At 46.4% G+C, this 25,836-nt stretch carries 29 protein-coding genes and 1 pseudogene; 16 read left to right on the forward strand and 14 right to left on the reverse strand.

The annotated features are described in order from the left end of the window. The first annotated feature begins 132 nt into the window (after positions 1-132). Positions 133-1,290 (forward strand): AbrB family transcriptional regulator, encoded by a 1,158-nt coding sequence (locus NQS30_RS09545; RefSeq protein ID WP_052827240.1) that lies wholly within the window; start codon positions 133-135, stop codon positions 1,288-1,290. 36 nt (positions 1,291-1,326) lie between these two features. Here the strand turns inward: NQS30_RS09545 and NQS30_RS09550 are convergent, their stop codons facing one another. From NQS30_RS09550 to NQS30_RS09565, 4 genes are all read right to left on the reverse strand, one after another. Next, the gene (locus NQS30_RS09550; protein WP_012117244.1) at positions 1,327-1,848 is read right to left on the reverse strand and encodes a MarR family transcriptional regulator; all 522 of its coding nucleotides are present in this window, start codon (positions 1,846-1,848) and stop codon (positions 1,327-1,329) included. Between the two features lie 88 nt (positions 1,849-1,936). Continuing rightward, entirely contained in the window at positions 1,937-3,415 is a 1,479-nt protein-coding gene (locus NQS30_RS09555; protein ID WP_015239533.1) for a monooxygenase, read from the reverse strand. Between the two features lie 147 nt (positions 3,416-3,562). Further along, entirely contained in the window at positions 3,563-4,078 is a 516-nt protein-coding gene (gene lepB, locus NQS30_RS09560; RefSeq protein WP_003155158.1) for a signal peptidase I, read from the reverse strand. Continuing rightward, a complete protein-coding gene (locus NQS30_RS09565) occupies positions 4,075-4,701 on the reverse strand; it encodes a TVP38/TMEM64 family protein (RefSeq protein ID WP_015239532.1) in 627 nt (208 codons plus the stop codon). Before NQS30_RS09565 ends, lepB begins: the two co-directional genes overlap by 4 nt. A gap of 153 nt (positions 4,702-4,854) precedes the next feature. Here NQS30_RS09565 and NQS30_RS09570 point away from each other — a divergent pair, with 153 nt between their 5' ends. The 4 genes from NQS30_RS09570 (at position 4,855) to NQS30_RS09585 (ending at position 7,360) form a co-directional block, all read left to right on the forward strand. Further along, a complete protein-coding gene (locus NQS30_RS09570) occupies positions 4,855-5,214 on the forward strand; it encodes a YhjD family protein (protein ID WP_012117241.1) in 360 nt (119 codons plus the stop codon). A gap of 120 nt (positions 5,215-5,334) precedes the next feature. Next, the gene (locus NQS30_RS09575; RefSeq protein ID WP_007409181.1) at positions 5,335-5,535 is read left to right on the forward strand and encodes a DUF3311 domain-containing protein; all 201 of its coding nucleotides are present in this window, start codon (positions 5,335-5,337) and stop codon (positions 5,533-5,535) included. Then, entirely contained in the window at positions 5,532-7,001 is a 1,470-nt protein-coding gene (locus NQS30_RS09580) for a sodium:solute symporter family protein (RefSeq protein ID WP_015239531.1), read from the forward strand. Before NQS30_RS09575 ends, NQS30_RS09580 begins: the two co-directional genes overlap by 4 nt. Before the next feature lie 41 nt (positions 7,002-7,042). Then, complete coding sequence (locus NQS30_RS09585; protein ID WP_003155166.1) at positions 7,043-7,360, forward strand: YbjQ family protein; 318 nt, start codon at positions 7,043-7,045, stop codon at positions 7,358-7,360. A gap of 31 nt (positions 7,361-7,391) precedes the next feature. On the opposite strand, the gene NQS30_RS09590 is transcribed toward NQS30_RS09585, so the two are convergent. Beyond that, entirely contained in the window at positions 7,392-7,661 is a 270-nt protein-coding gene (locus NQS30_RS09590) for an excalibur calcium-binding domain-containing protein (protein WP_218791554.1), read from the reverse strand. 195 nt (positions 7,662-7,856) lie between these two features. Here NQS30_RS09590 and NQS30_RS09595 point away from each other — a divergent pair, with 195 nt between their 5' ends. Further along, the gene (locus NQS30_RS09595; RefSeq protein WP_015239530.1) at positions 7,857-8,567 is read left to right on the forward strand and encodes a YrpD family protein; all 711 of its coding nucleotides are present in this window, start codon (positions 7,857-7,859) and stop codon (positions 8,565-8,567) included. Positions 8,568-8,795: 228 nt separating this feature from the next. Here the strand turns inward: NQS30_RS09595 and NQS30_RS09600 are convergent, their stop codons facing one another. The 6 genes from NQS30_RS09600 to NQS30_RS09625 form a co-directional block, all read right to left on the reverse strand. Continuing rightward, positions 8,796-9,305, reverse strand: a complete 510-nt coding sequence (locus tag NQS30_RS09600) for a MepB family protein (protein ID WP_015239529.1) — start codon at positions 9,303-9,305, stop codon at positions 8,796-8,798. Positions 9,306-9,427: 122 nt separating this feature from the next. Then, on the reverse strand, positions 9,428-9,799 hold the full coding sequence (locus tag NQS30_RS09605) for an iron chaperone (RefSeq protein ID WP_015239528.1): 372 nt from the start codon (positions 9,797-9,799) through the stop codon (positions 9,428-9,430). 26 nt (positions 9,800-9,825) lie between these two features. Beyond that, positions 9,826-10,194, reverse strand: a complete 369-nt coding sequence (locus NQS30_RS09610) for an iron chaperone (RefSeq protein WP_012117235.1) — start codon at positions 10,192-10,194, stop codon at positions 9,826-9,828. A gap of 646 nt (positions 10,195-10,840) precedes the next feature. After that, positions 10,841-12,217 (reverse strand): hypothetical protein, encoded by a 1,377-nt coding sequence (locus NQS30_RS09615; RefSeq protein WP_072588962.1) that lies wholly within the window; start codon positions 12,215-12,217, stop codon positions 10,841-10,843. Positions 12,218-12,220: 3 nt separating this feature from the next. Next, positions 12,221-12,406, reverse strand: a complete 186-nt coding sequence (locus NQS30_RS09620; protein ID WP_072588961.1) for a hypothetical protein — start codon at positions 12,404-12,406, stop codon at positions 12,221-12,223. A gap of 127 nt (positions 12,407-12,533) precedes the next feature. Continuing rightward, positions 12,534-13,112 carry a competence protein ComK gene (locus tag NQS30_RS09625; RefSeq protein ID WP_012117234.1) on the reverse strand — a complete coding sequence of 193 codons (579 nt, stop codon included), beginning with the start codon at positions 13,110-13,112 and terminating at the stop codon, positions 12,534-12,536. 315 nt (positions 13,113-13,427) lie between these two features. On the opposite strand from NQS30_RS09625, the gene NQS30_RS09630 reads away from it, so the two are divergent. Next, a complete protein-coding gene (locus NQS30_RS09630; RefSeq protein ID WP_007409189.1) occupies positions 13,428-13,661 on the forward strand; it encodes an IDEAL domain-containing protein in 234 nt (77 codons plus the stop codon). 29 nt (positions 13,662-13,690) lie between these two features. Here the strand turns inward: NQS30_RS09630 and NQS30_RS09635 are convergent, their stop codons facing one another. Next, the gene (locus tag NQS30_RS09635) at positions 13,691-14,548 is read right to left on the reverse strand and encodes an SDR family oxidoreductase (protein ID WP_032871127.1); all 858 of its coding nucleotides are present in this window, start codon (positions 14,546-14,548) and stop codon (positions 13,691-13,693) included. Between the two features lie 124 nt (positions 14,549-14,672). Here NQS30_RS09635 and NQS30_RS09640 point away from each other — a divergent pair, with 124 nt between their 5' ends. The 7 genes and pseudogenes from NQS30_RS09640 (at position 14,673) to NQS30_RS09665 (ending at position 21,451) form a co-directional block, all read left to right on the forward strand. Further along, positions 14,673-16,196, forward strand: coding sequence for an FAD-dependent oxidoreductase (locus NQS30_RS09640; protein ID WP_032866166.1), 1,524 nt, complete (start codon positions 14,673-14,675; stop codon positions 16,194-16,196). Positions 16,197-16,428: 232 nt separating this feature from the next. Next, positions 16,429-16,803, forward strand: a pseudogene (locus NQS30_RS21415) (protoglobin domain-containing protein); the annotation flags it as partial. 9 nt (positions 16,804-16,812) lie between these two features. Continuing rightward, positions 16,813-17,610, forward strand: coding sequence for a methyl-accepting chemotaxis protein (locus NQS30_RS21420; protein ID WP_371265894.1), 798 nt, complete (start codon positions 16,813-16,815; stop codon positions 17,608-17,610). A gap of 130 nt (positions 17,611-17,740) precedes the next feature. Beyond that, positions 17,741-18,298, forward strand: a complete 558-nt coding sequence (locus NQS30_RS09650; RefSeq protein ID WP_020955598.1) for a biotin transporter BioY — start codon at positions 17,741-17,743, stop codon at positions 18,296-18,298. A gap of 11 nt (positions 18,299-18,309) precedes the next feature. Further along, positions 18,310-19,746, forward strand: a complete 1,437-nt coding sequence (locus NQS30_RS09655; protein ID WP_047935553.1) for an acyl-CoA synthetase — start codon at positions 18,310-18,312, stop codon at positions 19,744-19,746. Then, entirely contained in the window at positions 19,734-20,825 is a 1,092-nt protein-coding gene (locus NQS30_RS09660; protein WP_032871120.1) for an acetyl-CoA C-acyltransferase, read from the forward strand. Before NQS30_RS09655 ends, NQS30_RS09660 begins: the two co-directional genes overlap by 13 nt. 50 nt (positions 20,826-20,875) lie before the next feature. Beyond that, positions 20,876-21,451 carry a histidine phosphatase family protein gene (locus NQS30_RS09665; protein ID WP_007409196.1) on the forward strand — a complete coding sequence of 192 codons (576 nt, stop codon included), beginning with the start codon at positions 20,876-20,878 and terminating at the stop codon, positions 21,449-21,451. A gap of 15 nt (positions 21,452-21,466) precedes the next feature. Here NQS30_RS09665 and NQS30_RS09670 read toward each other — a convergent pair whose 3' ends face one another. Next, a complete protein-coding gene (locus tag NQS30_RS09670; protein ID WP_163113806.1) occupies positions 21,467-22,345 on the reverse strand; it encodes an ABC transporter substrate-binding protein in 879 nt (292 codons plus the stop codon). A 489-nt stretch (positions 22,346-22,834) separates the two neighbouring features. On the opposite strand from NQS30_RS09670, the gene NQS30_RS09675 reads away from it, so the two are divergent. Continuing rightward, positions 22,835-23,983, forward strand: coding sequence for a S8 family peptidase (locus tag NQS30_RS09675; RefSeq protein ID WP_007409199.1), 1,149 nt, complete (start codon positions 22,835-22,837; stop codon positions 23,981-23,983). A 45-nt stretch (positions 23,984-24,028) separates the two neighbouring features. Here NQS30_RS09675 and NQS30_RS09680 read toward each other — a convergent pair whose 3' ends face one another. Beyond that, a complete protein-coding gene (locus tag NQS30_RS09680; RefSeq protein WP_012117226.1) occupies positions 24,029-25,279 on the reverse strand; it encodes a M48 family metallopeptidase in 1,251 nt (416 codons plus the stop codon). 154 nt (positions 25,280-25,433) lie between these two features. On the opposite strand from NQS30_RS09680, the gene NQS30_RS09685 reads away from it, so the two are divergent. Then, positions 25,434-25,829: a YhfM domain-containing protein gene (locus NQS30_RS09685; protein WP_012117225.1), complete on the forward strand. Its 396-nt coding sequence runs from the start codon at positions 25,434-25,436 to the stop codon at positions 25,827-25,829. Positions 25,830-25,836: the final 7 nt, after the last annotated feature.

The raw sequence follows: 25,836 nt of genomic DNA on the forward strand, positions 1-25,836 counted from the left end.
TTGCGATAAGAAAAATGAATGGATTATGAGAAATAATTCATTATTTATTTATCTCAAAATCTATACTATAGTAATAGTAAGGTTAACGAGCTTAACAATTTAATATGAATGTTTCAGGAAGAAGGGTTTTCATTGAAGAAAGACAAACATCTCCTTACGGATATCTGGTTTATTCTCATCAGTGCGGCAGGGGGGTTTCTTCTTTCGCTTACAGGGATGTCGATCGCCTGGATGCTCGGAACGCTGGCCGCCGGCTGCATCCTCTCCATGACGAGGCCCCGCTGGCTGTTCATGGCGCCTGACAGAAGAGGGATTCACCGCAGATGGCTTGCGGCGGGACAAATGATCCTCGGCATCGAACTCGGCCAGAAACTGAACCTGTCCGTTCTGTCGGTTTTACGGGAGCATTGGCTTCCGGTAGGCTTCATGCTGATTTTCTCTATCGTGATGGCGCTTGTTTCCGGATATGTGCTCTTTCGGTTCAGCCGGACGGACATGATGACAAGCTTTGTAGGCACGGCGCCGGGCGGTTTATCCGCCATGCCGGGTATCGCCCAGGAAGTCGGCGCAAACACCGCGATTGTAAGCCTTATTCAGCTGACGCGTGTCCTTTTGGTCGTCATGACAATACCGTTTCTCGTCATTTTCTTATTTACCAAACAAAACGGTGCGGCTCAGACATCAGCCGGAGCCGTTTCGGCAGGAGCTTCACATCCGGGCCTTACTCCCGTCTTGTTAACGGCCGGATTTATTTTGGCTGCCTGGCTTGCAAGCAAAGGCGCAAAACGGCTGAAATTTCCGGCCCCTTGGCTGCTCGGCAGCATGATCGGCGTTGCTGCTGCGGAAATCGGCGTGTCCGCCTTGGCGGGCAAAGACATGCTGGCCTGGTGGCCGCCGGAAGCGAACCAGCTGTCACAAATTTTTCTCGGCGCCACAATCGGATCAAAAATGTACAAAAGCATGTTCACCGGTGTGGCGAGAGTGCTGACCGTCGGATTTATTTCTTCCGTCGGATTAATCGCCGCCATGATTCTGAGCGCGATTGCGGTTTCTAAATTAACGGGCATCTCCATGATTACATCTGTTCTCGCCTTTTCTCCCGGCGGGATCGCCGAGATGGCGGCGACTTCGATCACCCTGCACGAAGACTCGACTTTCGTCGTCGCGGTTCAGGTCATCCGGATCGTTCTCGTCATCGCCATGCTTCCGCCCTTCTATCGGCTGCTGCACCACCTTTCTCAGCTGAAACGGGCACACGGCGAGAGAGGCCGGGCAGAAAGAGGAACATGATCCGAATAAAAAAACACGCATCCATATGCGTGTTTTTTATTTGAACAGCTCTCCGCCGCCATTTACAGATCGCCAGTTTGCTGAAAGATCACGGAACAGCCGTTCAGCAAATAACAGTTCTTCATCTGTATAGCGGTCTAAAAACGCCAAGAGCCGCTTTTTTATCAATTCATGATATTCATGATGAAGGGAATGCAGCTCTTTCCCGGCAGGAGTCAGCCGGAAATAGACTTCTTTTTTATTGTCGCTCAGCCGGGTCCTGCGCAGAAAGCCGGCTTCCAAAAACTTCGCGCAGCTTCTCGACACGGTCGGCTTTGTCGTCTTCATTTTTTCCGCTATTGACGTGACATTGATCGGTTCATGATCTCCGATACACGACAAAATGTGAATTTCCGTCAAGGTCAACTGTAATTTTTTTCCGTTTTCTTCACGGAGTTCGTCCATCCGTCCGGCCAACGACGCCCTGATGTCCTCCTGACACCTCTCCTGCTCGTGAAAAATATCTGTCAGCCCTTCAAGAATCATGTGTTTTGCATGGTCTGGCTGTCTTCTGTCCAACTGCTGAATCACCCTTCCGTATTGATTGTTTCTTTTACTATAACGTTTTGTTACACAAGAAACAATCACACAGGCGCATAAAAGGGTATCAGATGAATCCCCATCTCTCCAAACCGGCCAGAACAGCTTCTTCCGCTTCACGTCCCAAGCCGCCGGCTGCCCATGCCGCGTGGCCGTCCGGCCGGATTAAAACGGTGTGGACGTCATCCCAATCGGCACGTGTTTCAGCAAGCTCCGCCCTGACAGCTGCCACGCTGTCCGTATCAATACCGGCAGGAATGCTCCCTCTTAATGACAAAAGCACAAAGGCGCCCTTATGAAGAAAATCATACAGCCGGGCCGGCCGCCCGTCATGAAGGGTCAATTCGATATCCGGCAGGCGTTTTCCGTTCAGGATATGCGGCGGCAGCTCCGCATCCGGTTCATAATGCAGATCAAGTGCGGATACTTTTCCCGCCAATAAACGGTTGGACTCCTGAAAATCCAGCAAAGCGGTCATCGTTTCTCTTAATGCCATCCCCGACTCGGTAAAATCCATGAGCTTTATCTGGGTTTTTATATTGTGCAATACTTCTTTTCCTGTGCTGTGCCTTTCCTGATGATAGCTGTCCAGAAGATGAGGCGCCGCTTTCCCCTTCATTTGCGCCGCCAGCTTCCAGCCGAGGTTGAAGGCATCCTGAAGCCCCGTGTTCAGCCCTTGGCCGCCTGCGGGAAAATGAATGTGCGCCGCATCACCGGCCACAAAAACCCGGCCTGATCGGTATTGTTCGGCCTGACGCTCGGCATTGCCGAACCGCGACATCCATACCGGATCACTCAATCCGAAATCAGTGCCGCATATCCGCCGCAGGTCTTCTTTCAGCTCATTTTCGGTGACCGGCTCTTCCTTCCGCTTTTGCGGAGCGTGCGGAGAAACGATGAGGACGCGGAAAAGTCCGTCCGTAAGAGGGACAATCACAACCGATCCCTCCAGGCGGCACGTTGAAAAAAAGGAAGATTCGGGCGGATGTTTCAAAGCGGCATCACAGAGCGTTCCTGTTAAGTCGGCATCAGTGCCCGAAAAAGCGATGCCCGCCTGTTTCCTGACAATGCTCCCCGCTCCGTCTGTACCCGCGGCATATAAGCTGTGAAGAGTGCGGATACCGCTTTCGTCCCGGAACACCGTCTCCACTCCGTCATCCGTCTGGGTGACAGCCACCGCTTCCGCCCCGCGGATGATGTCTGCGCCAAGACTTGATGCATACTCCTCCAAAATCCGCTCCGTTTCTGCCTGAGGCAGCATTAACGAATAATTCTGCTTCGTATCCAGCCGAGAAAAATCCAGCCGTGTATCCAGCATGGAAAAATGGCCGGAAGACACCTTCGTCCCTTTTTCCAAAAAGCGTTCCAATATGCCTCTCATGGCAAAAAGCTCAAGTGTGCGCGGATGCATGATAAGCGCTTTGGAATATGGCACCGTCTTTTTCAATCGTTCAATGACAGTCGTTTTCACTCCGGCCAGCGCCAGTTCTGATGCAAGCATAAGCCCGACCGGACCTCCCCCGATAATGGCAGCCTGTGTTTTCATCTCATCAGCCCTCTTTCATATTTTTTGTTACACGGGTAACAAAATCACCAAAAAATAAAACGCCTCCTTTTTGTTTCGCGCGTAACAATTTTCATTATAGTCTTTCCTCTGCTTTTTTACAATCATTTCCGAAAAAAAAGACGCCGTTTACTTGGCGTCTGATTCACTGATGACTCCGACAATGTCTTTATCCTTAATCGGACCGAAATGACGGCTGTCGAGGCTGTATATGCGGTTGTCGCCAATAACAAAGTATTGTCCCTTCGGTATGCTTTTGCGCCCGGTCGTTTCCTTCAGCGTATAATCACCGGTCACATGGCTCCCGGCGGACAATGATGACTTTAACGGTTTTAAAAACGGTTCTGCCACCCGTTTTCCATTCACATACAGCTGATCCTCTCTGTATGCGATTGACTCGCCGGGGAGCCCGATGACACGTTTGATCAGCACTTTGCGGTGCGGGCCTTTAAACAGGACAATATCGAAACGGCGGATCGTTTTGTAACGATGGGAAAACTTGTTGACCATCAGCTCATTTCCTTGTTTAAAGGTCGGATTCATGCTGATTCCTTCGACTTTATAATCAATAAAAATGGCATTCTTTAGTTGTATGGCCAAAACAACGATAAGCACGCCGGCTATAAACCAAAATCGTTTTTTCAAGATTCCTGTCTCCCTCCGTCTTTCTCATGCTGACTGATTCTCGTCTGTAAACGCCGTTCGATATGCTTTCCGGCATACCACAGCACCGCGATCACCGTAATGGCGCCCGCCATCCTGAAAGGCTGTGTCATGAGCGCGTGTAGATCATATCCGATAAAGCTGATCATAAAAATCATGACCATTTTCCCCATAGCGGCTGCTGAAATAAACTGCAGCGCCCCCACCCGTGACAGACCGGCAACGATATGAACCGCAGCGGACGGCGTAAAGGGGAAGCAAAGCAAAATAAACAGCGGACCGAAACCGTGCCGCTCAACCCAGAGCATCATCCGCCTTATGGTCTGATGCCTGCGGATGAAACCGAAAGCTCTTTTCTGTCCGAAACGGCGGACGGCATAAAACATCAGCATCGATCCTGCCGCAGACCCGAGCCATGACAGAAAAAAACCTTCCCACAAACCAAATGCATTCGTATTCGCCACCACAAATACAACGAGCGGCAAAAACGGAAGAAACGCTTCAATAAAAGGCAGTGCAACCGCAGCCGCCGGGCCGAAAGCTCTATAGCTTTGGAACCATTCCGTCAGCTGTTCCTCAGTCAAATATGATAAAAATTGCTCCAACGTTTATACTCCTTAACGAGTTTGTCTATCCTTATTCTACACATTATCTCCAAAAAACGAAAATGTTTACGAGATTTTCCGACTTGAAATATCGTGTAAGCGAGTATAAAATAAGAACAAACGTTCTCTTTTTTTAAGAAAGAAGGAGTATTTATGCCTGACATCCGGAGCGGCACCCGCGATCTCATCGAAAAAGGGCTGTTTCTGCCCATGGCGGCTGCCATCCTGAACCGGGACCTCGAAGCGCTTGATTCGTGCCCGTTCAAATTAAAACAACCCTATAAACAGCTTATCAGCTGCTCTTTAAAATTAGCACAAAAGGATTTGAGTGATGTTCGAAAAGAGTTAAGAAAGCGTAAAATTAAAATATACGAAGCGGAAAGAGACGAAGCATTTACGCTTTATATATGCACCATTAACGGCTATGAAGAAAAACACCGTTATTTCAACCCGAGAATACGGGAACAGGTAACCGCCTTATTAGAATATTACCTGTCTCTTGCGACCATTTAAAAAGCAGCCGGGACTGCTTTTCCTTTTCAACTGATAAATTTCAGACTATTCACACTATACATTCAACATGATTTTCTTTATAATCGGGACACGCTGTTTTCAATGAAAAGGAGGAATGTTATGAAACTGATTCATGTTCTCGCCGCCCTGCCCTTTTTCGGAATTCTCGCCGGCATTCCATTTGCCAACCGGGTGACGCCTTATGTTTTCGGAATGCCTTTCATTCTCGCGTATGTCGTCATCTGGGCGGTGCTGACTTCCGTTCTGATGGCCGCCGTTTACAAATTGGACAAAGAAAATAAGGCGGGTGAGGCGGAATGAACGCAGCATTTCCCGTAATGGCCGCCGTGCTCCTGTTTTGTGTATATCTCGGAATCCGGGCCCGAAAAGGAAAACATATGGACCTTGAACAATGGACGGTGGGCGGACGCGGCTTCGGCACGATGTTTGTCTTTTTATTAATGGCGGGAGAAATATACACGACCTTTACATTCCTCGGCGGAAGCGGATGGGCTTACGGAAAAGGAGGCCCCGCCTTTTATATTATCGCGTACGGCTGCCTTGCCTACATTTTGTCATATTGGCTTCTGCCAGCCGTGTGGACTTACGCCAAACAACACAAACTGATGTCGCAATCAGATTTTTTCATTTCAAAATACAACAGCCCGCTCCTCGGCATTCTCGTATCGCTCGTCGGCATCGCATCCCTCATCCCCTATCTCGTCCTGCAGCTGAAAGGGCTCGGATTAATTGTTTCAGCAACGTCATACGGACAGATTCCGCCCTCAGCCGCTGTCTGGATCGGCGCTGTCTCCATCACGATTTATGTGATGATATCAGGAATCCACGGTTCAGCGTGGATATCAGTCGTTAAAGATATCATGATTTTAGGCATCGTCCTGTATTTAGGCATTTATCTGCCCATTCATTACTATGGCGGATTTACGGAGATGTTCAAACAAATTGACGCCGCAAAACCCGGTTTTCTCACGCTGCCGGAAACCGGACAGAGCGTTTCCTGGTTCAGCTCAACGGTTTTGCTGACCGCCCTCGGCTTTTATATGTGGCCCCATACATTTGCCGCTTCCTATTCGGCGGAGCATCCGCGGGTGTTTCGGAAAAACGCAATCATCATGCCTCTTTATCAGCTCGTCCTGCTGTTTGTCATCTTTACCGGATTTGCGGCGATTCTGCAGGTGCCCGGTTTAAAAGGGACGGACACGGATCTCGCCTTATTAAAGCTGTCTGTGAAAACCTTTGATCCCTGGTTTGTCGGACTGATCGGATCGGCGGGCATTCTGACGGCGCTTGTACCCGGTTCAATGATATTAATGGCCTCAAGCACGCTGTTCGCCAAAAATGTGTACAAAGCCATTCTGCCCGGCACGACTGACGAAAAAGTCTCACGGCTCGCGAAATACGCCGTACCCGTCATCGCGCTGATATCCGTATATTTTACGCTGAAAGGCGGAAATACCATCGTCACCTTGCTTTTAATGGGCTACAGCCTTGTCACCCAGCTTTTCCCCGCCCTCTTATTCAGCCTGCCGAAGCGGCGTTTCATCACAAGCCACGGCGCTTTTGCCGGCATAACGGCCGGGGTCGGAACGGTGGCCTTCATTACGCTGACCGAATCAACCATCGGAACCCTCTTTCCGTTTCTTCCGCAGATCGTTAAGGATATGAATACAGGCATCATCGCACTGGTTCTGAACATTGCCGTCATGTTTGCAGTCAGCGCCGCAGTCAGAAAAAAACAAATCAGCGCAGCCGAAAAGGCGGCTTAAATGGTAAGATAGCGGTAAGATACACGAAAGGGGAAAAACGCATGATCATGACAACGACCGAAACCGTCGCCGGAAAACAGATTACGGAAGTGAAAGGCTTGGTGACAAGCAGTATCGTCCAGTCCAGACACATCGGCAAAGACTTGCTTGCAGGCTTAAAATCTGTCGTCGGCGGCGAATTGAAAAGCTATACTGAAATGCTGGAAGACTCCAAAAAAGCGGTGAAAGAGCGGCTGATCAGAGAGGCGGAGCAGCTCGGAGCAAACGCCATCGTCGGCCTGCGGTTCGAACTGACCGCAGGACAGAACACATCCGAATTAATCGGATACGGAACCGCCGTCACCGCCGAATCCATTTAAAAAACAAGCCTCTTTAAAGAGGCTTGTTTTTTTATTTCTCACATGCGATATAGTCTTTATCTCGGTCAAGTCTTTTATTTGCATTGTAAAGCGCTTTTGATACATACGGCTTGTACTTTGTTCTGCCGCCCTTGTTTTTCACTTTCGACGATTTGGCCACGCCGCCCTTATACACCTTATTCAGCGCCTTGCAGTTTTGATACGTTTTCACCTTTGTTTTCGCTTCTGCCGTCTGCCCCGCTCCGTATGAACATCCGAACACCAGACCGAAAGACAAAAGCACAACTGCCGTCTTTTTCATCTCTATCCTATCCCCTCTCCTGAGTTATGCGGTATTGCTGAACATATCATAGTTCAAATAATCTCCATTTACAAGAGAAATAGGAAAATAGTTTCAATTTACGTCCGACTGTATATCTTTTATGGAATTTTTCCCAAAACCTTTTATAATATGAATTGATAGCGCTATCTGACTATGATGATAGGAGGAGAAATGATGATGAAAAAAGGGCTTTTTGCGGGTGTGCTCACTACAGCCGTTCTATTCGGCACATGTACGGCGGAAATTCCGGGGTTGATCAGTCCCAATACGGCGGAAGCGGCGTCTCAGCTCAGCAAAGGAATCGGCGGAAGGGCCTACCTGAACAGCACGGGTTCTGTACTCGTCACGAAAATTCAGCTTCCAAGCTCAATTCAGGTGTCAAATGGGACAGCCTATATTTACTCAGGATTTACCGGAGGCACAGAGGCTGATATCGGACTTCAGTACAGTGACACCTATCATGTATGGAAACCGATCATGAAAGTCGGTTCAAAGGGACAAGGCCAGGTCAAGTATCTGGAAGGAGAAAGCCAATTCACCTATACGAAAGGCTTCCGGCCCGGCAGCACCGTACAGCTGACCATCTACAAAAATCTGAACGGCAATACCCGCGCCACATACTGGGGCACGAATAATGACGGATACACCGGCCGCATCATCTCAGAACTCGCCCAAACAAATGTAGGCTCTGTCTCAAAATGGAAAGCGCTCGCCACCGTCGCGGTCACATCAGAGGATCAGCGCCCTTACATCAAATCAAACTTCTCAACAGCCTTTACGAACATCACGATTGACAATAAAGCAGTCACACCTGTGATTGATACACAGGATTTTGCCAAATTGACAGTGTCAGGCAGCAGCGTCAGCATGTCTGTCGTCAAATAAAGAATGTTGAACGCACGATTTCTGTCATCGTGCGTTTCGTGAGGGTCTGCCGGATACGCAAATCCCTTATTTTTCGGATTACGTTTAATAAACAAACTCTGTTACATTCAAAATGTCGATTTCTATATAACAATTAGAGGAACCTCATTTGTTGAGGTTCCCCGTTATTCTCCAACTCACGCACCAGTTAACTTCACATACTGTCAGCCGGCTCAGGGCTGTCCAATTTTAGTTAGAATATAGCTTTAACAGGTCTTGTGCTGGAAAACGATCTGCATCGTTTGCCTCAACAAAATATGCCAACTGCCATTTTTGTGTTTCGATAGCTTGTTTGCTAGTGGGATTTTCCCATTCAGGGTAAACTCTAATTGCCATTTTTCCTTTTGTAGCGGCTGTTTTAAGGATATTTTGCTTTACAAGAACTTCTTTTGGAAAAACGAATTGTCCAAAGTGGTTATTACTGGAAAAAGTATTGATAACCAATAAATCAGCAGCTTTTTCATATGAAAAGGCTTGGTTTTTACCATCTCCATCTTTTTCCCAAAAAGCAACAAACTGTCCTATCTTGTTAGGCGTTATTTTTGCGACTCTGAATCGAACTGATTTTGAATGCAGTTGAAACATACCGGCCCCATACTCTGAGTTTTGAGCTTCTTCTTGAATATCATGTATCGTTAAGTGATTTGGTTCATAAAAAATTTTATTTACATGTGTTAACGCCTTATAAAATTCATTCACTGCTTCGTACTCCTTATTTTTTATAGTACGTCATCCATTGCTTCTTGATTAAAATGGGCTGAGCATGTGTTTCCAATAAAAAAACAGCCCTCCTCAGGGTTGTTTTTTTAACATTTCTTTCATTATTTCCGCCAAAATGCTGAGCAGTCCGCTTTATCCTGAATATTGAATTGAATCATGCGTTCAAGCAGCTCATAATGCACCGGTTCAGTCCATTGAATTCTGAACAAACGGGAAGTAGCGCTGTAGCCGGCACAGGCAATGTCCTCGGCAAAATGCGCAATTCCAGCTTCTTCGGGGGAAACACTTACATGATGCTTTGCCGCCGCAAAGCCGATAATAAAGGTGCCGTGATCGGTAAACATTGGCGTGTTCCACTTGATCTGCGCTTCTAAGTTCGGAAATTGGTCAGCCGTCCACGAGAGGATTTCCTCCATTCGCAGACGATGATCAGGGCTGTCGATACTTGATAAATAGTCTTTGAAAACGTCCATGTCTTCCTCCTTCAACATCACGTCCGCTAGCGCCAAAACCCCGGATTTTCAGCTTTTTCCTTGATGTTAAATTCGATGATCTTCTTAAGCAGATCATAGTGCACCGGATCAGTCCATCGAATTCTGAACAGGCGCGAAGAAGCGCTGTACCCGGCTTGAGCGATGTCATCGGCAAAATGCTCCATCGTCTCTTTTTCAGGTAAAATGCTCAAATGATTTTTTGCCGCGGCAAACATAATGATATAGGTGCCGTGATCGGTAAATGTCGGTTTGTTCCACTTGATCTGCGCTTCTAAGTTCGGAAATTGGCCAGCCGTCCACGACAAAATTTCCTCTGCTTTGAGACGGTGATCCGGGTTGTCGATTCCTGATACATATTTTGCAAACACATCCATGCCCATCTCTCCTAAAATGAAATATCATTACTCTTTACATCATCATAGCCAACAGACGGACACGATACAACTCTGCCCGGGCATGTAAATCAAAAAAAGCCCTCCCCAAAAGGAGAGGACCCGTCCCTTCACATCACAGCTTTCTCTAATATCTCTCCCCCAGCTCCCGCAAAATAAAGTCGTAGATCATTCTTGTCCTCTTCCTTCGGGGCAAGGATTTCCTCAAGAAAATAGCTCCAATCTGTTTAAGAAAGTCTAAAGGAAAATTAAGAAAGGTATGCTACATTCTTGATTGATCGGCTTTCACAAATTCAACATTTCTAATCTCCTTCTTGCATGATCCATTTCGAAAAAAAGGATGCTTTTTCATTTAATGAAATCATCAACAATTCTAGCGAATCAGAGTATTTATGAATGAAGTGTTTCCCAATTCAATTCTCTCTGTTTATTCATTTCAATCAAATCTTTTTCAAAGCACTGTTCTCTCATTAGTTCTTGTTTATAAATTCCTTCTGCCAAATAATATTATAAACAATTATTCTTCTTATACCATTAATAGTTTAATTTTGGTAACATTTTAACAATCCTAATAAACTCCTATCAATCTGATTTTTATCGTTACAGTCTTGCTGCTATTACAATAATTTCAATTTCTTATAGATTCATCATTTTTTAAAATAACCCGTTCTTTAAATAGTGGATTTGAACCAGGAATAAATTTAATTGTTATATTATCACCACAATCCATAAACTTATATTTCTCCTTAATTTTTTCTATTTCGAAAATTCTCAATGATTTATATGTTAATTCAATCTTTTCAATAGGAATAATCGCACCAAACAATTCTATGCGGGGATTAACTCCGCTTCTCTCTAAATAAAAAGGTATGCCGTCCTCATCACATTTATCAAAAAAAGAAATAAGACTCTCAACTGATTCTTTTTGAATTCCACTCAATTCAAGCTTGTCTAGTTTTTTTTCAACAAATGTATTATTCATAATACTTTCTAACAACTCAATTCCTTCAAATTCATCTTTTGAAATAGTATCGGGGAGTTCAAATGTAAGTTTGAAAAAATCCTCCAATCGACTGAGCCTTTTTATAATTTCTAATTCAAAATCAAGCTTATCATCTTTAGGTTTATTTATGTAATTCTCTGCAACCATAAAGTCCTTCCCACTGACCAGCTCTTTAAATGCTAATGGATGTTTATTTTCGGAAATAACATCCAAAAAATTCAATAAAATTTTATGTGCACTAACATTTTTTTCATAATCTTGTCTTGTTTTCATATTGAGTATAATTTCAGCAGAAACAATTGAGAATGAATTTCCATCTGTACTCATCACGAGAGGAATTAACATACTTACCTGTAACTTGGAATCTTCTTGAACATCGTTATTAATAATCATGTAACCTTTCTTTCTGTTAAATTCGTTAATACTCATCTCAAGATAGTCTATAATAATATCAGATGAAGGGTTTTTGATATATAAATTTAATTTTAAGATCGGCGGCTCTCCTATAGGTGCAATAAACCACTCATTTCCCTTAATAAACTCATTTAAGTGTGGTGTGTGCACTGGTTCACTACCAATTATTGCTTGCAGAGATAATAAGTTTATTTTAACTTTTTTTCTTTTAAAAAAAGCATTTTCAATAAGCTCGTTTAGATCAGTAAATCCATTAATTTCGTTATCATCAACTGTAAAATTGGTTTTATATGATAAGGGATAATCATAAGCGGCTTGCTTGTTTATAGGAGAATGCTTAACTAAGGTTCTATCACCAACATCAATAATTTCGTATTTATAAAATGGGGAAAAAGGGTGACTACTCTCTAGTTGTTTTCTATAATACTGTAAAAGTTTTATGGCCTCATCTTGTTTTCCTTGAGACATAAATTCATTAATCTTATCTTTTGTAGAGACTTTCACTATTGTTACTTCAGAATCCGCAATTGATAAGTTTTGATAACCTGATTGAATGACATTTTTATTTCCTTTAATTTTGTTTTTCATAACTTAATCCTTCTTTTCATTGATTATAGAGTTATTTCTTTTGCCAGACTGAATAACGTTATTGTTTCCTTTAATTTTATTAACAGTCGTTTTTTTTGCATTTAATTTAAAACGAAACAGGGCAGCTCCCGCAAATAAACTTATAACAGCAGCAATAATTGTAGCTATAGCTTGCGAATCAATATTCATGCTAACACCTCTTAATTACAAGAATTTTTTCTTTAATATTATCATTAAATGAAAATTTTGTAATCTTAGACGAATCATAAGCCCTCCCCAAAAGGAGAGGACCCGTCCCTTCACATCACAGCTTTCTCTAATATCTCTCCCCCAGCTCCCGCAAAATAAAGTCGTAGATCATTCTTGTCCGCTCTTCTTTCGGATACAGCATGAATTCCTGCCGCTTCGGGACATGACTGCCCATCCTGTCCTGAAAAGTGGTTCTGAGATAGGCGGTTCTGTAAACCTGATTTTCAAAAGAATGATAGGATACTTCCAGTTCCATCGTTTTGCCGTTTGAGAACGTGACCGCTGTGTCATCAAATGCCGTCGGTTGAAAATCTTTAACGTGCACATGAGATATCCAGCCGCATTGAGGCCTTGCAGAAGAAAGTGTAGGGAATAAAAAGATGTGATTTGAAGGGTCCACCATAATCGGCGGCTTGTGAGAAATTTTAATCGCTTCATATGTTCCCGCTTTTCTCCCGGCATAGCTGGAGCCAAAGTAGCGGCAGCTTCTGTCGATGATGTGAATCGGCTTCATGCTGACATACAGAATGCAGTCTTTTTCAATGACCTTCGACCCCATTTTACCGTCTATTTCCTCAGGCAAAACAGCGATGGTTGAACGATTTACTTCGTAGCTTTCTAAGGGTGCGTGTGTTTTCTGGCACATAATGTGCAGCCTCCAATCCTTTTCTTGAAAATTTATACTAATAATCTATCATCTGTCATTGGAAAACGACAGGTTTTTTTTGAATATAGCTAAAAATCACCTTTTAAAGATGTAATTTAGTCTTAAATTACTATTTAAATATTGTTTTTCTTTTTCGTTTCACCTCATTTATACGATGATCATTTTCGTTTTTTCGTCAATTTGCAGGATATGTCGATATATTTCCAAGTATTAGTTGTCTAAAGATTATAAAAATTAATTGATTTTTCCGGCCGTTATCCATATACTATAAAAAAGGCATTGGGGGGATTCTTTATGAAAGAGAAAAAGTCGTACACTGAGCTCATGAAGTCCCGCAACACGCAAAAAGCAAACGAATTCGATGTGACAATGGCCGATATTTACATTCAAATGGTGCTTGATGAATCCTTGTATAAACGCCGGCTCGCCATGCTGACCATGCAGATTAATAAGGCGCTTGATGATAAAAATAAAGAAGCGTTCCTCACGCTTTCAAAAGAATATGCCGCACTCAAACAGAGTGAATAAGCCAATCCATATGGATTGGCTTTTTTAGATTATCCGTTTACGATGGTGCCGCCGTTCACATGAATCGTCTGGCCCGTGACATATGAGGAATCATCGCTTGCTAAGTACAAATAGCTCGGAGCCACTTCAACAGGCTCTCCCGGGCGTTGCATCGGCACGTCTGAGCCGAAGACTTCCACTTCCTTCGCCGAGAAGCTCGCCGGGATCAGCGGCGTCCAGATCGGCCCCGGCGCCACTGCGTTTACCCTGATGCCCTGAGTGACAAGAGATTGGGAAAGAGATCTTGTAAACGTGACGATCGCCCCTTTTGTCGCTGAATAGTCAATCAATGTTTTGTGGCCTTTATAGGCGGTAATAGAGGCCGTATTAATGATTGAACTTCCTTTTTTCAGGTGGGGGAGCGCGGCTTTCGTTAAGTAAAACATTGAAAAAATATTCGTCTGAAACGTTCTGATGAGCTGGTGGCTCGTGATTTTCTCAATCCCCGGCTGCACGTGCTGCTCACCTGCGTTGTTGACCAGGATGTCAATGGAAGGAAAGGCTTGGCCCGCCTGGCGGATGACATCGTTGCAAAAGGCTTCGTCGCCGACATCCCCTGCAATCAGCATACACTTCGCCCCCTCTTTTTCTACATATTGCTTCGTCTCTTCGGCATCCTGATGCTCATCAAAGTAAACGATGACCACATTAGCGCCTTCCTTCGCGAATAAAACGGATACGGCGCGGCCGATCCCGCTGTCTCCGCCCGTGATGATCGCCGTTTTCCCTTCAAGTTTTTTCGCCGCTTTCGGTTTGTCAAAAACGGGGCGCGGGTCCATTACATATTCAAAGCCCGGCTGCCGGTTTTGATGCTGCGGCGGCAAGGTTTTCTTCTTCTGGTTAGCCATTTTGATCACTCCTTTACATTAATTACTATATTATGAGTAATTTGAGCATCTTATACGAATTTCATGTATGAACAGAGTCTTATTGGAAAAATTAAGAATATACAACAGAGGAGGTAAATCTGAATTGACTACTTTTTCAAACGACGAACCGGCTTCCTATTGGAAAGCAACAGCTGACATTCCTTCCTTTCCCGCCCTCACTGAAGATACGGAATGCGATATTGCGGTTATCGGCGGAGGAATTACGGGCCTGACAACGGCATACGAACTGACGAAAAGAGGTTTCCGTGTCGCTGTCATTGAAGCAGACCGGATTTTAAACGGGACGACCGCGGGAACGACCGCAAAAATCACCGCCCAGCATGATTTCATCTATGCCGATCTTATTCAGCAGATCGGCCTGACCAGCGCAAGGCTGTATTTCGAAGCCCATCTCCGCGCCATGGAAGACATGAAGCAGATCATCAGAGACCTTTCGATTGACTGCAGACTGATTGAACAAGACGCATATCTTTACACGAATACAGAATCAGGCGTCAAAAAAATGCGCAGTGAGCAGGAAGCTTATACCAAGCTCGGTATTGAACACGAGCTTGTGAAAGAACTTCCCGTCCCCGTTGATTGCAGGCTCGGCCTCGCCATGAAGAATCAGGCGCAATTCCATCCCCTTTTATATGGCGCGGCGCTCGTGAAAGAGATCGTCAAAAACGGGGCGCGGATTTTTGAACAGACGGCTGCGATCGACATAAAAAAAGAACCGCAGCCGGAAGTGGTCACGAAAAACAGACACGGCATCAAGTGCAGCTATATTGTCTGCTCTTCCCACTTTCCTTTTTATGATGGAGGCGGGCTTTACGCCGCCAGAATGTATGCCAGCAGATCCTACGTACTCGCGGTAAAACCGAAACAAGCGTATCCGGACGGGATGTATCTCAGCATAGACAAGCCGTCCAGATCACTGCGATACACCGATTTGAACGGTGAAAAACTGGTGCTTGTCGGCGGCGAAAGCCACAAAACAGGCCAGGGAAAAGAAATGTCCGAGCATTACGAAGCGCTGAAACAATTTGCGGAAGACACAATCGGAGTTGAAAGCATCCCATATCATTGGTCTGCACAAGACCTTGTCACCATTGACAAAATTCCGTTCATCGGTCCCATCTCAGGAGATGAAGAACATATTTTGGCGGCGACCGGTTTTAAAAAATGGGGCATGACAAGCTCAGCGCTCGCCGCGAAGCTTTTTGCTGATCATATTCAAAACAAAAAGAACCCGTTTTCCGGCCTGTTTATTCCGTCACGCTTCCACGCAGATCCGGGACTGAAAAAACTGATTTCCTATAATGCCGACGTGGCCAAACACCTTATCTCGGGCAAACTTGAGAGGCCGGACGCTTCACCTGAGACTCTTCGGCCCGGGGAGGGAAAAATCGTAACGGTAAACGGCAAACGGGCCGGCGCCTATAAAGATGAAAAAGGCTGTCTGCATCTTGTCGATACGACATGCACCCATTTGGGCTGTGAGGTCGAATGGAATGACGGCGAACGGACGTGGGACTGTCCTTGTCACGGATCCCGGTTCACACCCGACGGCGGGGTTGCCGAAGGTCCCGCCATCAAGCCGCTGAAGCGCCTCAGCCAAGATTAACTAAACCATTCTGTACGAATGGTTTTATTTTTTTTGCATTAAAATATTTTTATCAGATTCCTTCATTCAAGTTCCTTCCATACCGATAAAAAGAAAAAGAGAATATCTGGGGGAACTTATATTGTTATTTAAAAAAGACCGCAAAAAAGAAACAGCTTATTTTTCGGAAGCCGATGGAAAAAAACGCATCGCGCTTTCAAATCAATATGCAGATGTCCAAAAACAGCTGAAAATGGTCAGGCTCGGAAACGAAGAACTTCATGTGCTTGAAGAGCTGCAGCCGTTAATTAAAGAACATATCTCAACAATCGTCGATTCCTTTTACCGAAACCTGGACCACGAAAAATCATTAATGACGATCATTAACGACCACAGCACGGTCGAGCGCCTGAAAAAAACATTACGGCGTCATATCCATGAGATGTTTGCCGGCACGATTGATGATGAATTCATTGAAAAAAGACAGCGCATCGCTTCCATCCACTTGCGGATCGGCCTTGAACCGAAATGGTATATGGGAGCGTTTCAGGATCTGCTTCTGTCGATGATGAACATATATGAAGCAACCATTCCGGATTTGCATGAGCTTTTAAAAGCGATCAAAGCGACGACGAAAATATTGAATCTTGAACAGCAGCTCGTCCTTGAAGCATTCCAGAGCGAATATAACTGCCAGCGTGACGAACAAGAGGAAAAGAAAGCCCGTCTTCATCAAAAAATCCAGGAAACATCCGGATCACTCGCTGATTTGTTTTCAGAAACGAGCAGAGCCGTGCAGGAGCTGGTCGATAAATCCGAGGGCATTTCCGAGGCGTCAAAAGCCGGCACCGTCACTTCCGTACATGTCGAAGAAAAATCAATCGGCGGGAAAAAAGAGCTTGAAAGCCAGCAGCAGCAGATGAATAAAATCGACGCCAGCCTTCTGCAGATTGAAGAAGAAATGGACAAGCTGAATGACATCGCCCAGCAGATCGAAAAAATCTTCGGCATCGTGACGGGGATCGCCGAGCAAACGAATCTCCTGTCACTCAACGCTTCAATAGAATCCGCGAGAGCCGGGGAGCACGGCAAAGGGTTCGCCGTTGTGGCGACGGAGGTAAGAAAGCTTTCAGAGGATACGAAAAAAACCGTTTCCACCGTATCAGAGCTCGTGAACAATACCAATACACAAATCAACATTGTGTCCAAACATATTAAAGATGTAAACGGACTTGTAAGTGAAACGAAAGAAAAAATGGCGCAGATCAACCGTCTGTTTGATGACATCGTCCAAAGCATGAAAACGAGCAAAGACCAGACAGGCAAAATCGACGTTGATTTGCAGGCCTTTCTCGGCGGCCTTCAAGAAGTCAGCCGCGCGGTTTCCCACGTTGCATCATCCGTTGATTCACTTGTTATCCTTACAGAAGAATAAAGATAAACCGACCGGCCTTTTTCATAAAGGGCCGGTCTTTTTAATGTTAACTTAAAATATAATAGAGTTGACATATATAAAGACTCGCTTTATTGTATAAACATATTTTGATAAGCTGGAGGAATACATAATGAAATTGACAGAAATGATGCATATTGCCGTGTTTACCGCCATTATGGGACTTTTGGGGGTGCTCCCGCCGCTTTTCTTATCCTTTACGCCGGTTCCGATTACGCTCCAGACGATCGGTGTGCTCTTATCGGGAAGCATCCTAAAACCGAAAGCGGCGTTTTTAAGCCAATTGCTGTTTTTGCTGATTGTGGCATGCGGAGCGCCTCTCCTTTCAGGCGGCAGAGGCGGGTTCGGGGTTTTTTTCGGGCCGAGCGCCGGATATCTCATCGCATATCCGCTGGCGGCATTACTGCTGAGCCTCAGCATCCAAGGCCTTCGCTCAGCTGCTGTCCCCCATTTGTTTATCAGACAGTTCTTGTTCGGCGTGCTGTTTTTGTATGTCATCGGCATTCCCGTTCAGGCTTTTATGATGCACATTGATATCTTGACTGCCGTAAAGCTCAGCCTCATCTATGTGCCCGGAGATCTGCTTAAAGCGGCCGCAGCCTCATTCGCAGCCGTAAGAATCAGAAAAACTCTTCAAGCAAGCCGGCTTTTGCCGACGAAAGGAAGCTGATTTTAGTCATCATGATTACATCATCATATTCAGATACAGCCGGACAAGCGCCGGAACAGATCGCAATTCAGACAGAAACAGAACAGATCACCTATCAAACTTGGAACAGGCTAGTTAACCAAACCGCAAACTGGCTTGGCAGCCTTTCAGGTAAGCCGGAAAACATTGCAATATTACTGCCGAACGGCATCCCTTTTTTACAACTTTTCGCAGGGGCGGCGCATGCCGGCTGCACGGCGGTTCCGTTAGATCCCCGCTCGGCAGCGGCGGAACTCGCGGACCAGCTGAACATCAGCAAAACCGGCCTCGTCATCTGTGACCGCCGGCTGAGCGGCAGACTGGACGGCGTCAAAACGCCTGTCATCCTGTGGGATGAATGCAGGCCTTTGATCGAGGCGGAAAAAACGGAAGGCGCTTTTATCAAAAACGCCGGCCTGCCCTTTTATACCGGATTCACCTCGGGATCGACCGGTAAGCCGAAAGCCTTCACCCGCTCTCACCGTTCGTGGCTGGAGAGCTTTTCTTGTACGAAACGTGAATTCGGCATTTCCCCTGATGACAAAGTGCTGGTACCGGGCACGCTTCGCTCGTCACACTTTTTATACGGCGCCGTCAGCACTTTGTTTATCGGCGGAACCGTCATCCTTCAAAGAAAATTCAACCCGGCCGGAATGAAAGACCGGCTCAGACAAGCTGACGTTCTATATACCGTTCCGACAATGACGGACGCCCTGCTCTCACTAGAGTCGTTTCCGGATACACCGCTCAAGGTGATTTCTTCCGGTGCAGACTGGCCCGCTTCATCTAAACAAGCGCTGTCAGAGCGCTATCCCCATTTGCGGTTGTACGATTTTTACGGAACGTCTGAGCTGAGTTTCGTGGCGTTCTTATCGCCTGAAGACAGCGCCCGAAAGCCTGACGCGGCGGGCCGCCCGTTTGAAAAAGTTACAATCGAAATCCGCCGGCCCGGCGGAGAACGCTGCATGCCGGGCGAAACGGGGAAGATTTTTGTGAACAGCCCGATGAAATTTTCCGGATACATCAACGGCGCAAAACCTGATGATTCCGGCTGGATGACGGTTGATGACATGGGATATATTGATCGTGAAGGCTATCTTTATATCGAAGGACGTGAAAACGGGATGATCGTATCAGGCGGCCTGAATGTATTCCCGGAAGAGATAGAACGTGTGCTCAACCGCTGTCCGGGCGTCAGAAAAGCGGCCGTCATCGGCATTCCTGATGATTATTGGGGCAGCATCGCCGTTGCGGTGATCGACGGAGATGCAAATGTAAAGGAACTGAAGAAACAGTGCCGCGAGCAGCTGGCGGCATATAAAATCCCGAAGAAATGGCTGTTTTCAGAAATACCGGAAACAGCCGGCGGAAAGATCGCCCGTGCCGCCGTACAAAAGCAGGCAAAGGACATGATGGAATGGAAGCTGTAATTACGGATGCGAAACGGACAATTTTCGCCCGGGAAAACGGCCTGTTAAAAGACTGTCTCCCAGAAGATTTGGCAGCTCCGCTGATCCGCCATTTGAGCCGGAACATGCCCGAAGACATTGATGAAGTCCTGATCGGAAACGCGACGGGCCGCGGCGGGAATCTCGCCCGGCTGTCAGCCTTGGCCGCCGGACTTCCTTTGAGCGTGTCCGGTACGACCATCGACAGGCAGTGCGGCTCCGGACTGGACGCCGTGAGGGTCGCGTGCCACTTTGTTAAAGCCGGTGCGGGGAGCACATACATCGCGGGAGGAGCGGAGAGCAGCAGCCGTTCCCCTTTCTCATCCCGGGCGCGCTTTTCTCCTGAACACATCGGCGATCCTGATATGGGCATAGCAGCAGAGTATACGGCACAGGCTTACGGCGTAACGAGAAAGATGCAGGACGAATATGCCCTTCTCAGCTATGAACGGAGCGTCAAAGCGCACGAAGACGGCTTGTACCGCCCGGAAATTCTTCCCTGTCACGGATTCGCCGCTGACGAAAACATGCTGAAAAAGCGGAACATGGAGCCTCTCATCTCCCGTGCCAAGCCCGTCTTTCAGTCCGGAGGCTCTGTCACCGCCGCCAACAGCTGCGGAATTTCTGACGGGGCGGCGGCAGTTTGTGTGATGGAAGAACAAAAAGCGCGGTCTCTCGGTTTAAAGCCGGGATTGCGTTTTATCGGAAGCGCGGTAAGCGGCGTCCATCCGCATTATCCGTCAGCAGCTCCGGTGTATGCCGTCAAAAAACTTTTGAAGGAACGGGACCTGTCACCGGATGATATTGATATATACGAAATCAACGAGGCGTTTGCCGTCAAAATATGCGTTTTTTCACAGCAGCTTCGAGTGCCGTATTCTAAAATAAATGTCCGGGGCGGCGCTCTGGCCGTCGGGCATCCGTACGGGGCTTCCGGGGCGGCGCTTGTCACCCGGCTTTTTTATGAAGCAAAAAGACGCCCGGATGCCCGCTACGCAGCAGCAGCGATCGGCAGCGGAGGCGGAGTCGGACTGGCGCTTCTCTTTGAAGTGTTAACGTAACGGCAGTATAATAGATGATATCGATAAAAAATGATCGGAGTGGAGACTTTATGACTGCCGTTTGTTTAGTAAGACATGGAGAGACTGATTGGAATGCCCAAAAGAAGCTTCAAGGCAAATCGGATATTCCGTTAAATGCGACGGGAGAGCGTCAGGCGAAAGAAACAGGAGAGTACTTAAAGGGGTCCGAATGGGATGTCATCGTCTCAAGCCCGATGAAACGGGCCAGAAAAACAGCTGACATTATTAACGGATTTTTGAATCTTCCCATTGTCGTCATGGAAGATTTCAGAGAACGGAGCTACGGTGATGCGGAAGGAATGTCTTTACCGGAACGGTCGAAGCGCTACCCGGATAAAAACTACCCGAACATGGAGACAGCAGAAGAGCTGACAGACAGAATGCTTGCCGGTTTAGTGAAAGTTCAGGAGCGGTTTCCTGAGCAAAAAGTTCTGATCGTCGCTCACGGCGCAGCCATTCATGCCCTCTTGTCCGCCATTTCAGACGGTGATACCGGCATCCAAAACGCTAAGCTTGTCAATGCGTGCCTGAGCAATATCGAACGAATTGAAAATAAATGGCGCGTCAAAGATTACAATGTAAGCAGCCACCTATCAGAATCATAACAAAAAGGCCCGAATTCAGTTTTGGGCCTTTTTGGCGAGCATTTTTTTCTGAAGATCATGTAATATGGCGTCCGCACCGTCAATGCTCCGGCGCTCCGTCCATACCGCCCTGTCCGCGCGGTAAACGTGTCCGTTTTTTACAGCTGTCAGCTGTTTCCAGAAGTGATTTTTTTCGAGTTCTTTCTCACCGTCCAACAGCACGATGTAATCAGGATCGATATGCAAAAGCTGCCCGGGCGTCATTTTGATAGAGTCTGATTTCCCACCGGAATCCGTCTGGACCGCATAGGTAAACCCTGCGAGCGTCAAAAGCCGGGACGTAAAAAACTGATCATCCTTTACGGAAATGCTGTCATTTGCAGCGTCAATTAATAAAATCGTGCCGCCTTCTGCATCCAGCTTTCTTTTGATGTCATTCAGCTTTTCTTCCTGAGCCGACAATTGTTTCTCTATGATGCCATCTTTACCGACCGCCTTTTCAATAGTAAGGGCAGCATCAACCGCATCCTGATAATCCGCAGCTTCATTTTTTAAAGCGATTGTCGGAGCGATCTTTGTCAGTTTTCGGTATATCCCCATGTGAAGGCTTGAGTCTGCAATGATGAGATCGGGCTTTAACGAAGTGATCTTTTTCAAATCAGGGTGTGACGGTGGTCCGACAGACGGACTGCCGTCGTTTCGCTCTGTCCGATTATCCGCCGCAGCCACAGGCTTTATGCCGAGATCATGGAGGGTATCAATAAAGCCCTCATTCAATACGGCGATGCGCTGCGGGTGCGCGGCCACATGCGCCGTCCCCAGATCGTGCCTGACGGCGGTTTCATGTCCCTGTTCTGAGCATGCCGTTATGAAGAGAACGGATAAGATCATCAGCATACTGAAAATTTGTTTCATCTGTTCCCCCTCTTTCGTTTTTCCGCAATTATATCATTGACAATATAAGTATCAATGATATTCATTATCATTATTTTTATAAAATGGTTTCACAGCTTTTCTCCGTCAAGAAAGCCGAAGACTGATTCATGCCGGCCGCTTTATTTCATTCCGCTTTCGTTTCCATCAGACTTCTGCATTCAACAAAAGGTGACATTTATCCTGTTTTTGCCGCAGCTTCCAAAAATGGAATCAAACCGTTCGACCCAGCAAACAAGAGAGCGATTGCGGCTGTGTACAAATACTCATGTCCTTCCATCGGTTTTTTCCATTAAAATTTAAATATTTCGGGTTCCTATTAAACGAAAGAGAGATGATATACCTAAATAGAAATAAAACAAATTGAAAAAAATTGGGTCTACTAAAATATTATTCCATGCTATACAATTAATCCACAGAATAATCTGTCTATTGGTTGTTCTGCAAATGAAAAAAAGGAGAGGATAAAGAGTGAGAGGCAAAAAGGTATGGATCAGTTTGCTGTTTGCTTTAGCGTTAATCTTTACGATGGCGTTCGGCAGCACGTCTCCTGCCCAGGCGGCAGGGAAATCAAACGGGGAAAAGAAATACATTGTCGGATTTAAACAGACAATGAGCACGATGAGCGCCGCTAAGAAAAAAGATGTCATTTCTGAAAAAGGCGGGAAAGTGCAAAAGCAATTCAAATATGTAGACGCAGCTTCAGCTACATTAAATGAAAAAGCTGTAAAAGAGCTGAAAAAAGACCCAAGCGTCGCTTACGTTGAAGAAGATCACGTTGCAAAAGCGTACGCGCAGTCCGTGCCTTACGGCGTATCACAAATTAAAGCCCCTGCTCTGCACTCTCAAGGCTTCACCGGATCAAATGTGAAAGTAGCGGTTATCGACAGCGGTATCGATTCTTCTCATCCTGATTTAAAAGTAGCAGGCGGAGCCAGCATGGTTCCTTCTGAAACAAATCCTTTCCAAGACTACAACTCTCACGGAACTCACGTTGCCGGTACAGTTGCGGCTCTTAATAACTCAGTCGGTGTATTAGGCGTTGCGCCAAGCGCATCTCTTTACGCTGTAAAAGTTCTCGGCGCTGACGGTTCCGGCCAGTACAGCTGGATCATTAACGGAATTGAGTGGGCGATCGCAAACAATATGGACGTTATTAACATGAGCCTCGGCGGACCTTCTGGTTCTGCAGCGTTAAAAGCGGCAGTTGACAAAGCCGTTGCTTCCGGCGTCGTAGTCGTTGCGGCAGCCGGTAACGAAGGCACTTCCGGCGGCTCAAGCACAGTGGGCTACCCTGGTAAATACCCTTCTGTCATTGCGGTAGGCGCTGTTAACAGCAGCAACCAAAGAGCATCTTTCTCAAGCGTAGGTTCTGAGCTTGATGTCATGGCACCAGGCGTCTCTATCCAAAGCACGCTTCCTGGAAACAAATACGGCGCGTACAATGGTACGTCAATGGCATCTCCGCACGTTGCCGGAGCGGCTGCTTTGATTCTTTCTAAGCACCCGAACTGGACAAACACTCAAGTCCGCAGCAGTTTAGAAAACACCACTACAAAACTTGGTGATGCTTTCTACTACGGAAAAGGGCTGATCAACGTACAGGCGGCAGCTCAGTAAAACATAAAAAAACCGGCGTCGGCCATGGCCCCGCCGGTTTTTTTATTATTTTTCTTCCTCCGCATGTTCAATCCGCTCCATGATCGACGGGTGGCTCCCTCTGAAAATTTTGACGAGAAACGGCGGGTTGACCCGGCTCAGTCCCGTATCGGCCAAGTCCTGAAACGTCTCAATCGCCGCTTCCCGGTTTCCGGTCAGCTCAATGCCGTAGCGGTCGGCGGCGTTTTCCTGATACCGGGAGACGGCATTCGTAATCGGATCAGAAGCAAAACTGAGAACGGATATGAGCAGCAATAACAGCGGGAGGGCGGCCAGATCTTCAGGCCCCTTTATATGAAGCATTCGGCCGAAGAATTTGGACAGCCGCTTATAAAGCTTGTCAATGATATAGAACCCGGCTAATGACAGCAGGAGATACCCGGCCAGTCCGATGTACACGTGCTTCATCACATAGTGCCCCATCTCATGCCCCATAATGAACAAAATTTCCCGATCCTTCAGTTTGTTAAGCGTCGTATCCCACAAAACGATCCGCTTATTCGAACCGATTCCCGTCACATACGCATTCAGCGCATTCGTTTTCTCCGACATATTTACTTCATAAACATGGCTGGCCGGAATGTCGGCTTTGTCGGCAAGCGACAAGATTTTGCTTTCCAGCTCCTTGTCTTTCAGCGGATAGAAATCATTGTATAAAGGATCAATCACGACCGGCTGCAGAAAAAACAAAAACAGGGTAAACGGCACAGTAAGACACCAAGCGTAAAACCACCATTTTTTTGTATGCTTTGTGATCAGCCAGTAAAACACAAGCACACACACGGCAAACAGCGGAAAACTGATCCAGAAATCAATGACATGGTCTCTTATCCAGCTTGCTGTTGTCTGCGTCGAAATATGATACGCAAGCGAAACCCGATATCCGATCCACTCAAGCGGAAGCGAAGCCGCCGTAACGATGAGTGAAATCACAAATACGAAGCTTCCGATTTGCAGCACCCGAAAGCGCACCGCTGCTTCCAGCCAATGCTTTATTTTTTTGGCAAGCCCCGTAATGAGCAGCAGAAAAAATAAAAACCAATCTAACGGCGCACCGATGAAAAATAAAAAATCCTTTACATTTGAAAAGTTTTCAGCGGCTTCCAGGCGGCCCGGGTCCATAAACGAGGACGGATCGGCTTTCGTTCCCTTTACGGCCTCCGGGACGGCGGAGTCGCCTGTCATAAAGAAATACCAATAGAAAAAAAGGCCGTACAGCACATAGGCAAGTCCCGCTGCCGCTATCCATTTGCGCATGGAAGTCTCCCTCCTTAGCCTTATGACTTACTCCTATTGTAAGCATAAATGCAAATAAATAGAACCAAGCCTCCGAAACGGATGTTAATCTTTTCACAACAGAAAAGAATGGAACAACAGGAAGCGGGAAAGACTAAAAGACGGAGTGATGAATATGAAAAAAATAATCGCGTTTATTGTAGTAATCGCCCTTTTGGTTATTGCTTTCTTCTATGTATACAGCCGGACCGGCGATGTGTTTCCATCAAGCAACGCAGATCTGATTATTCTGTCTGAGCACGGAAAAAAAGAGATCAAAATTAAAGACAGGCAGAATGTAAAAGATATGCTCGATATCTTGAACCAAGGAAAACAAGTCAAACTGACCAAAAGCGTATCTCCCGATTACGACGGAACGGTCAAATACCATGAAGACCGTTTCGATTCATTCAGCATGTGGCTCGAAGGCGGCAATTATATGCTGTACAAGTATAAAAACACGTATTACAAACTGACCCGGCATGATACGAAGCTTGTGCAAAGCATCATTAAGGAAGAATCGCAGAGCTGACCGGATC

Source organism: Bacillus sp. B1(2022) (assembly GCF_040259625.1).
Taxonomy (GTDB): domain Bacteria; phylum Bacillota; class Bacilli; order Bacillales; family Bacillaceae; genus Bacillus; species Bacillus velezensis.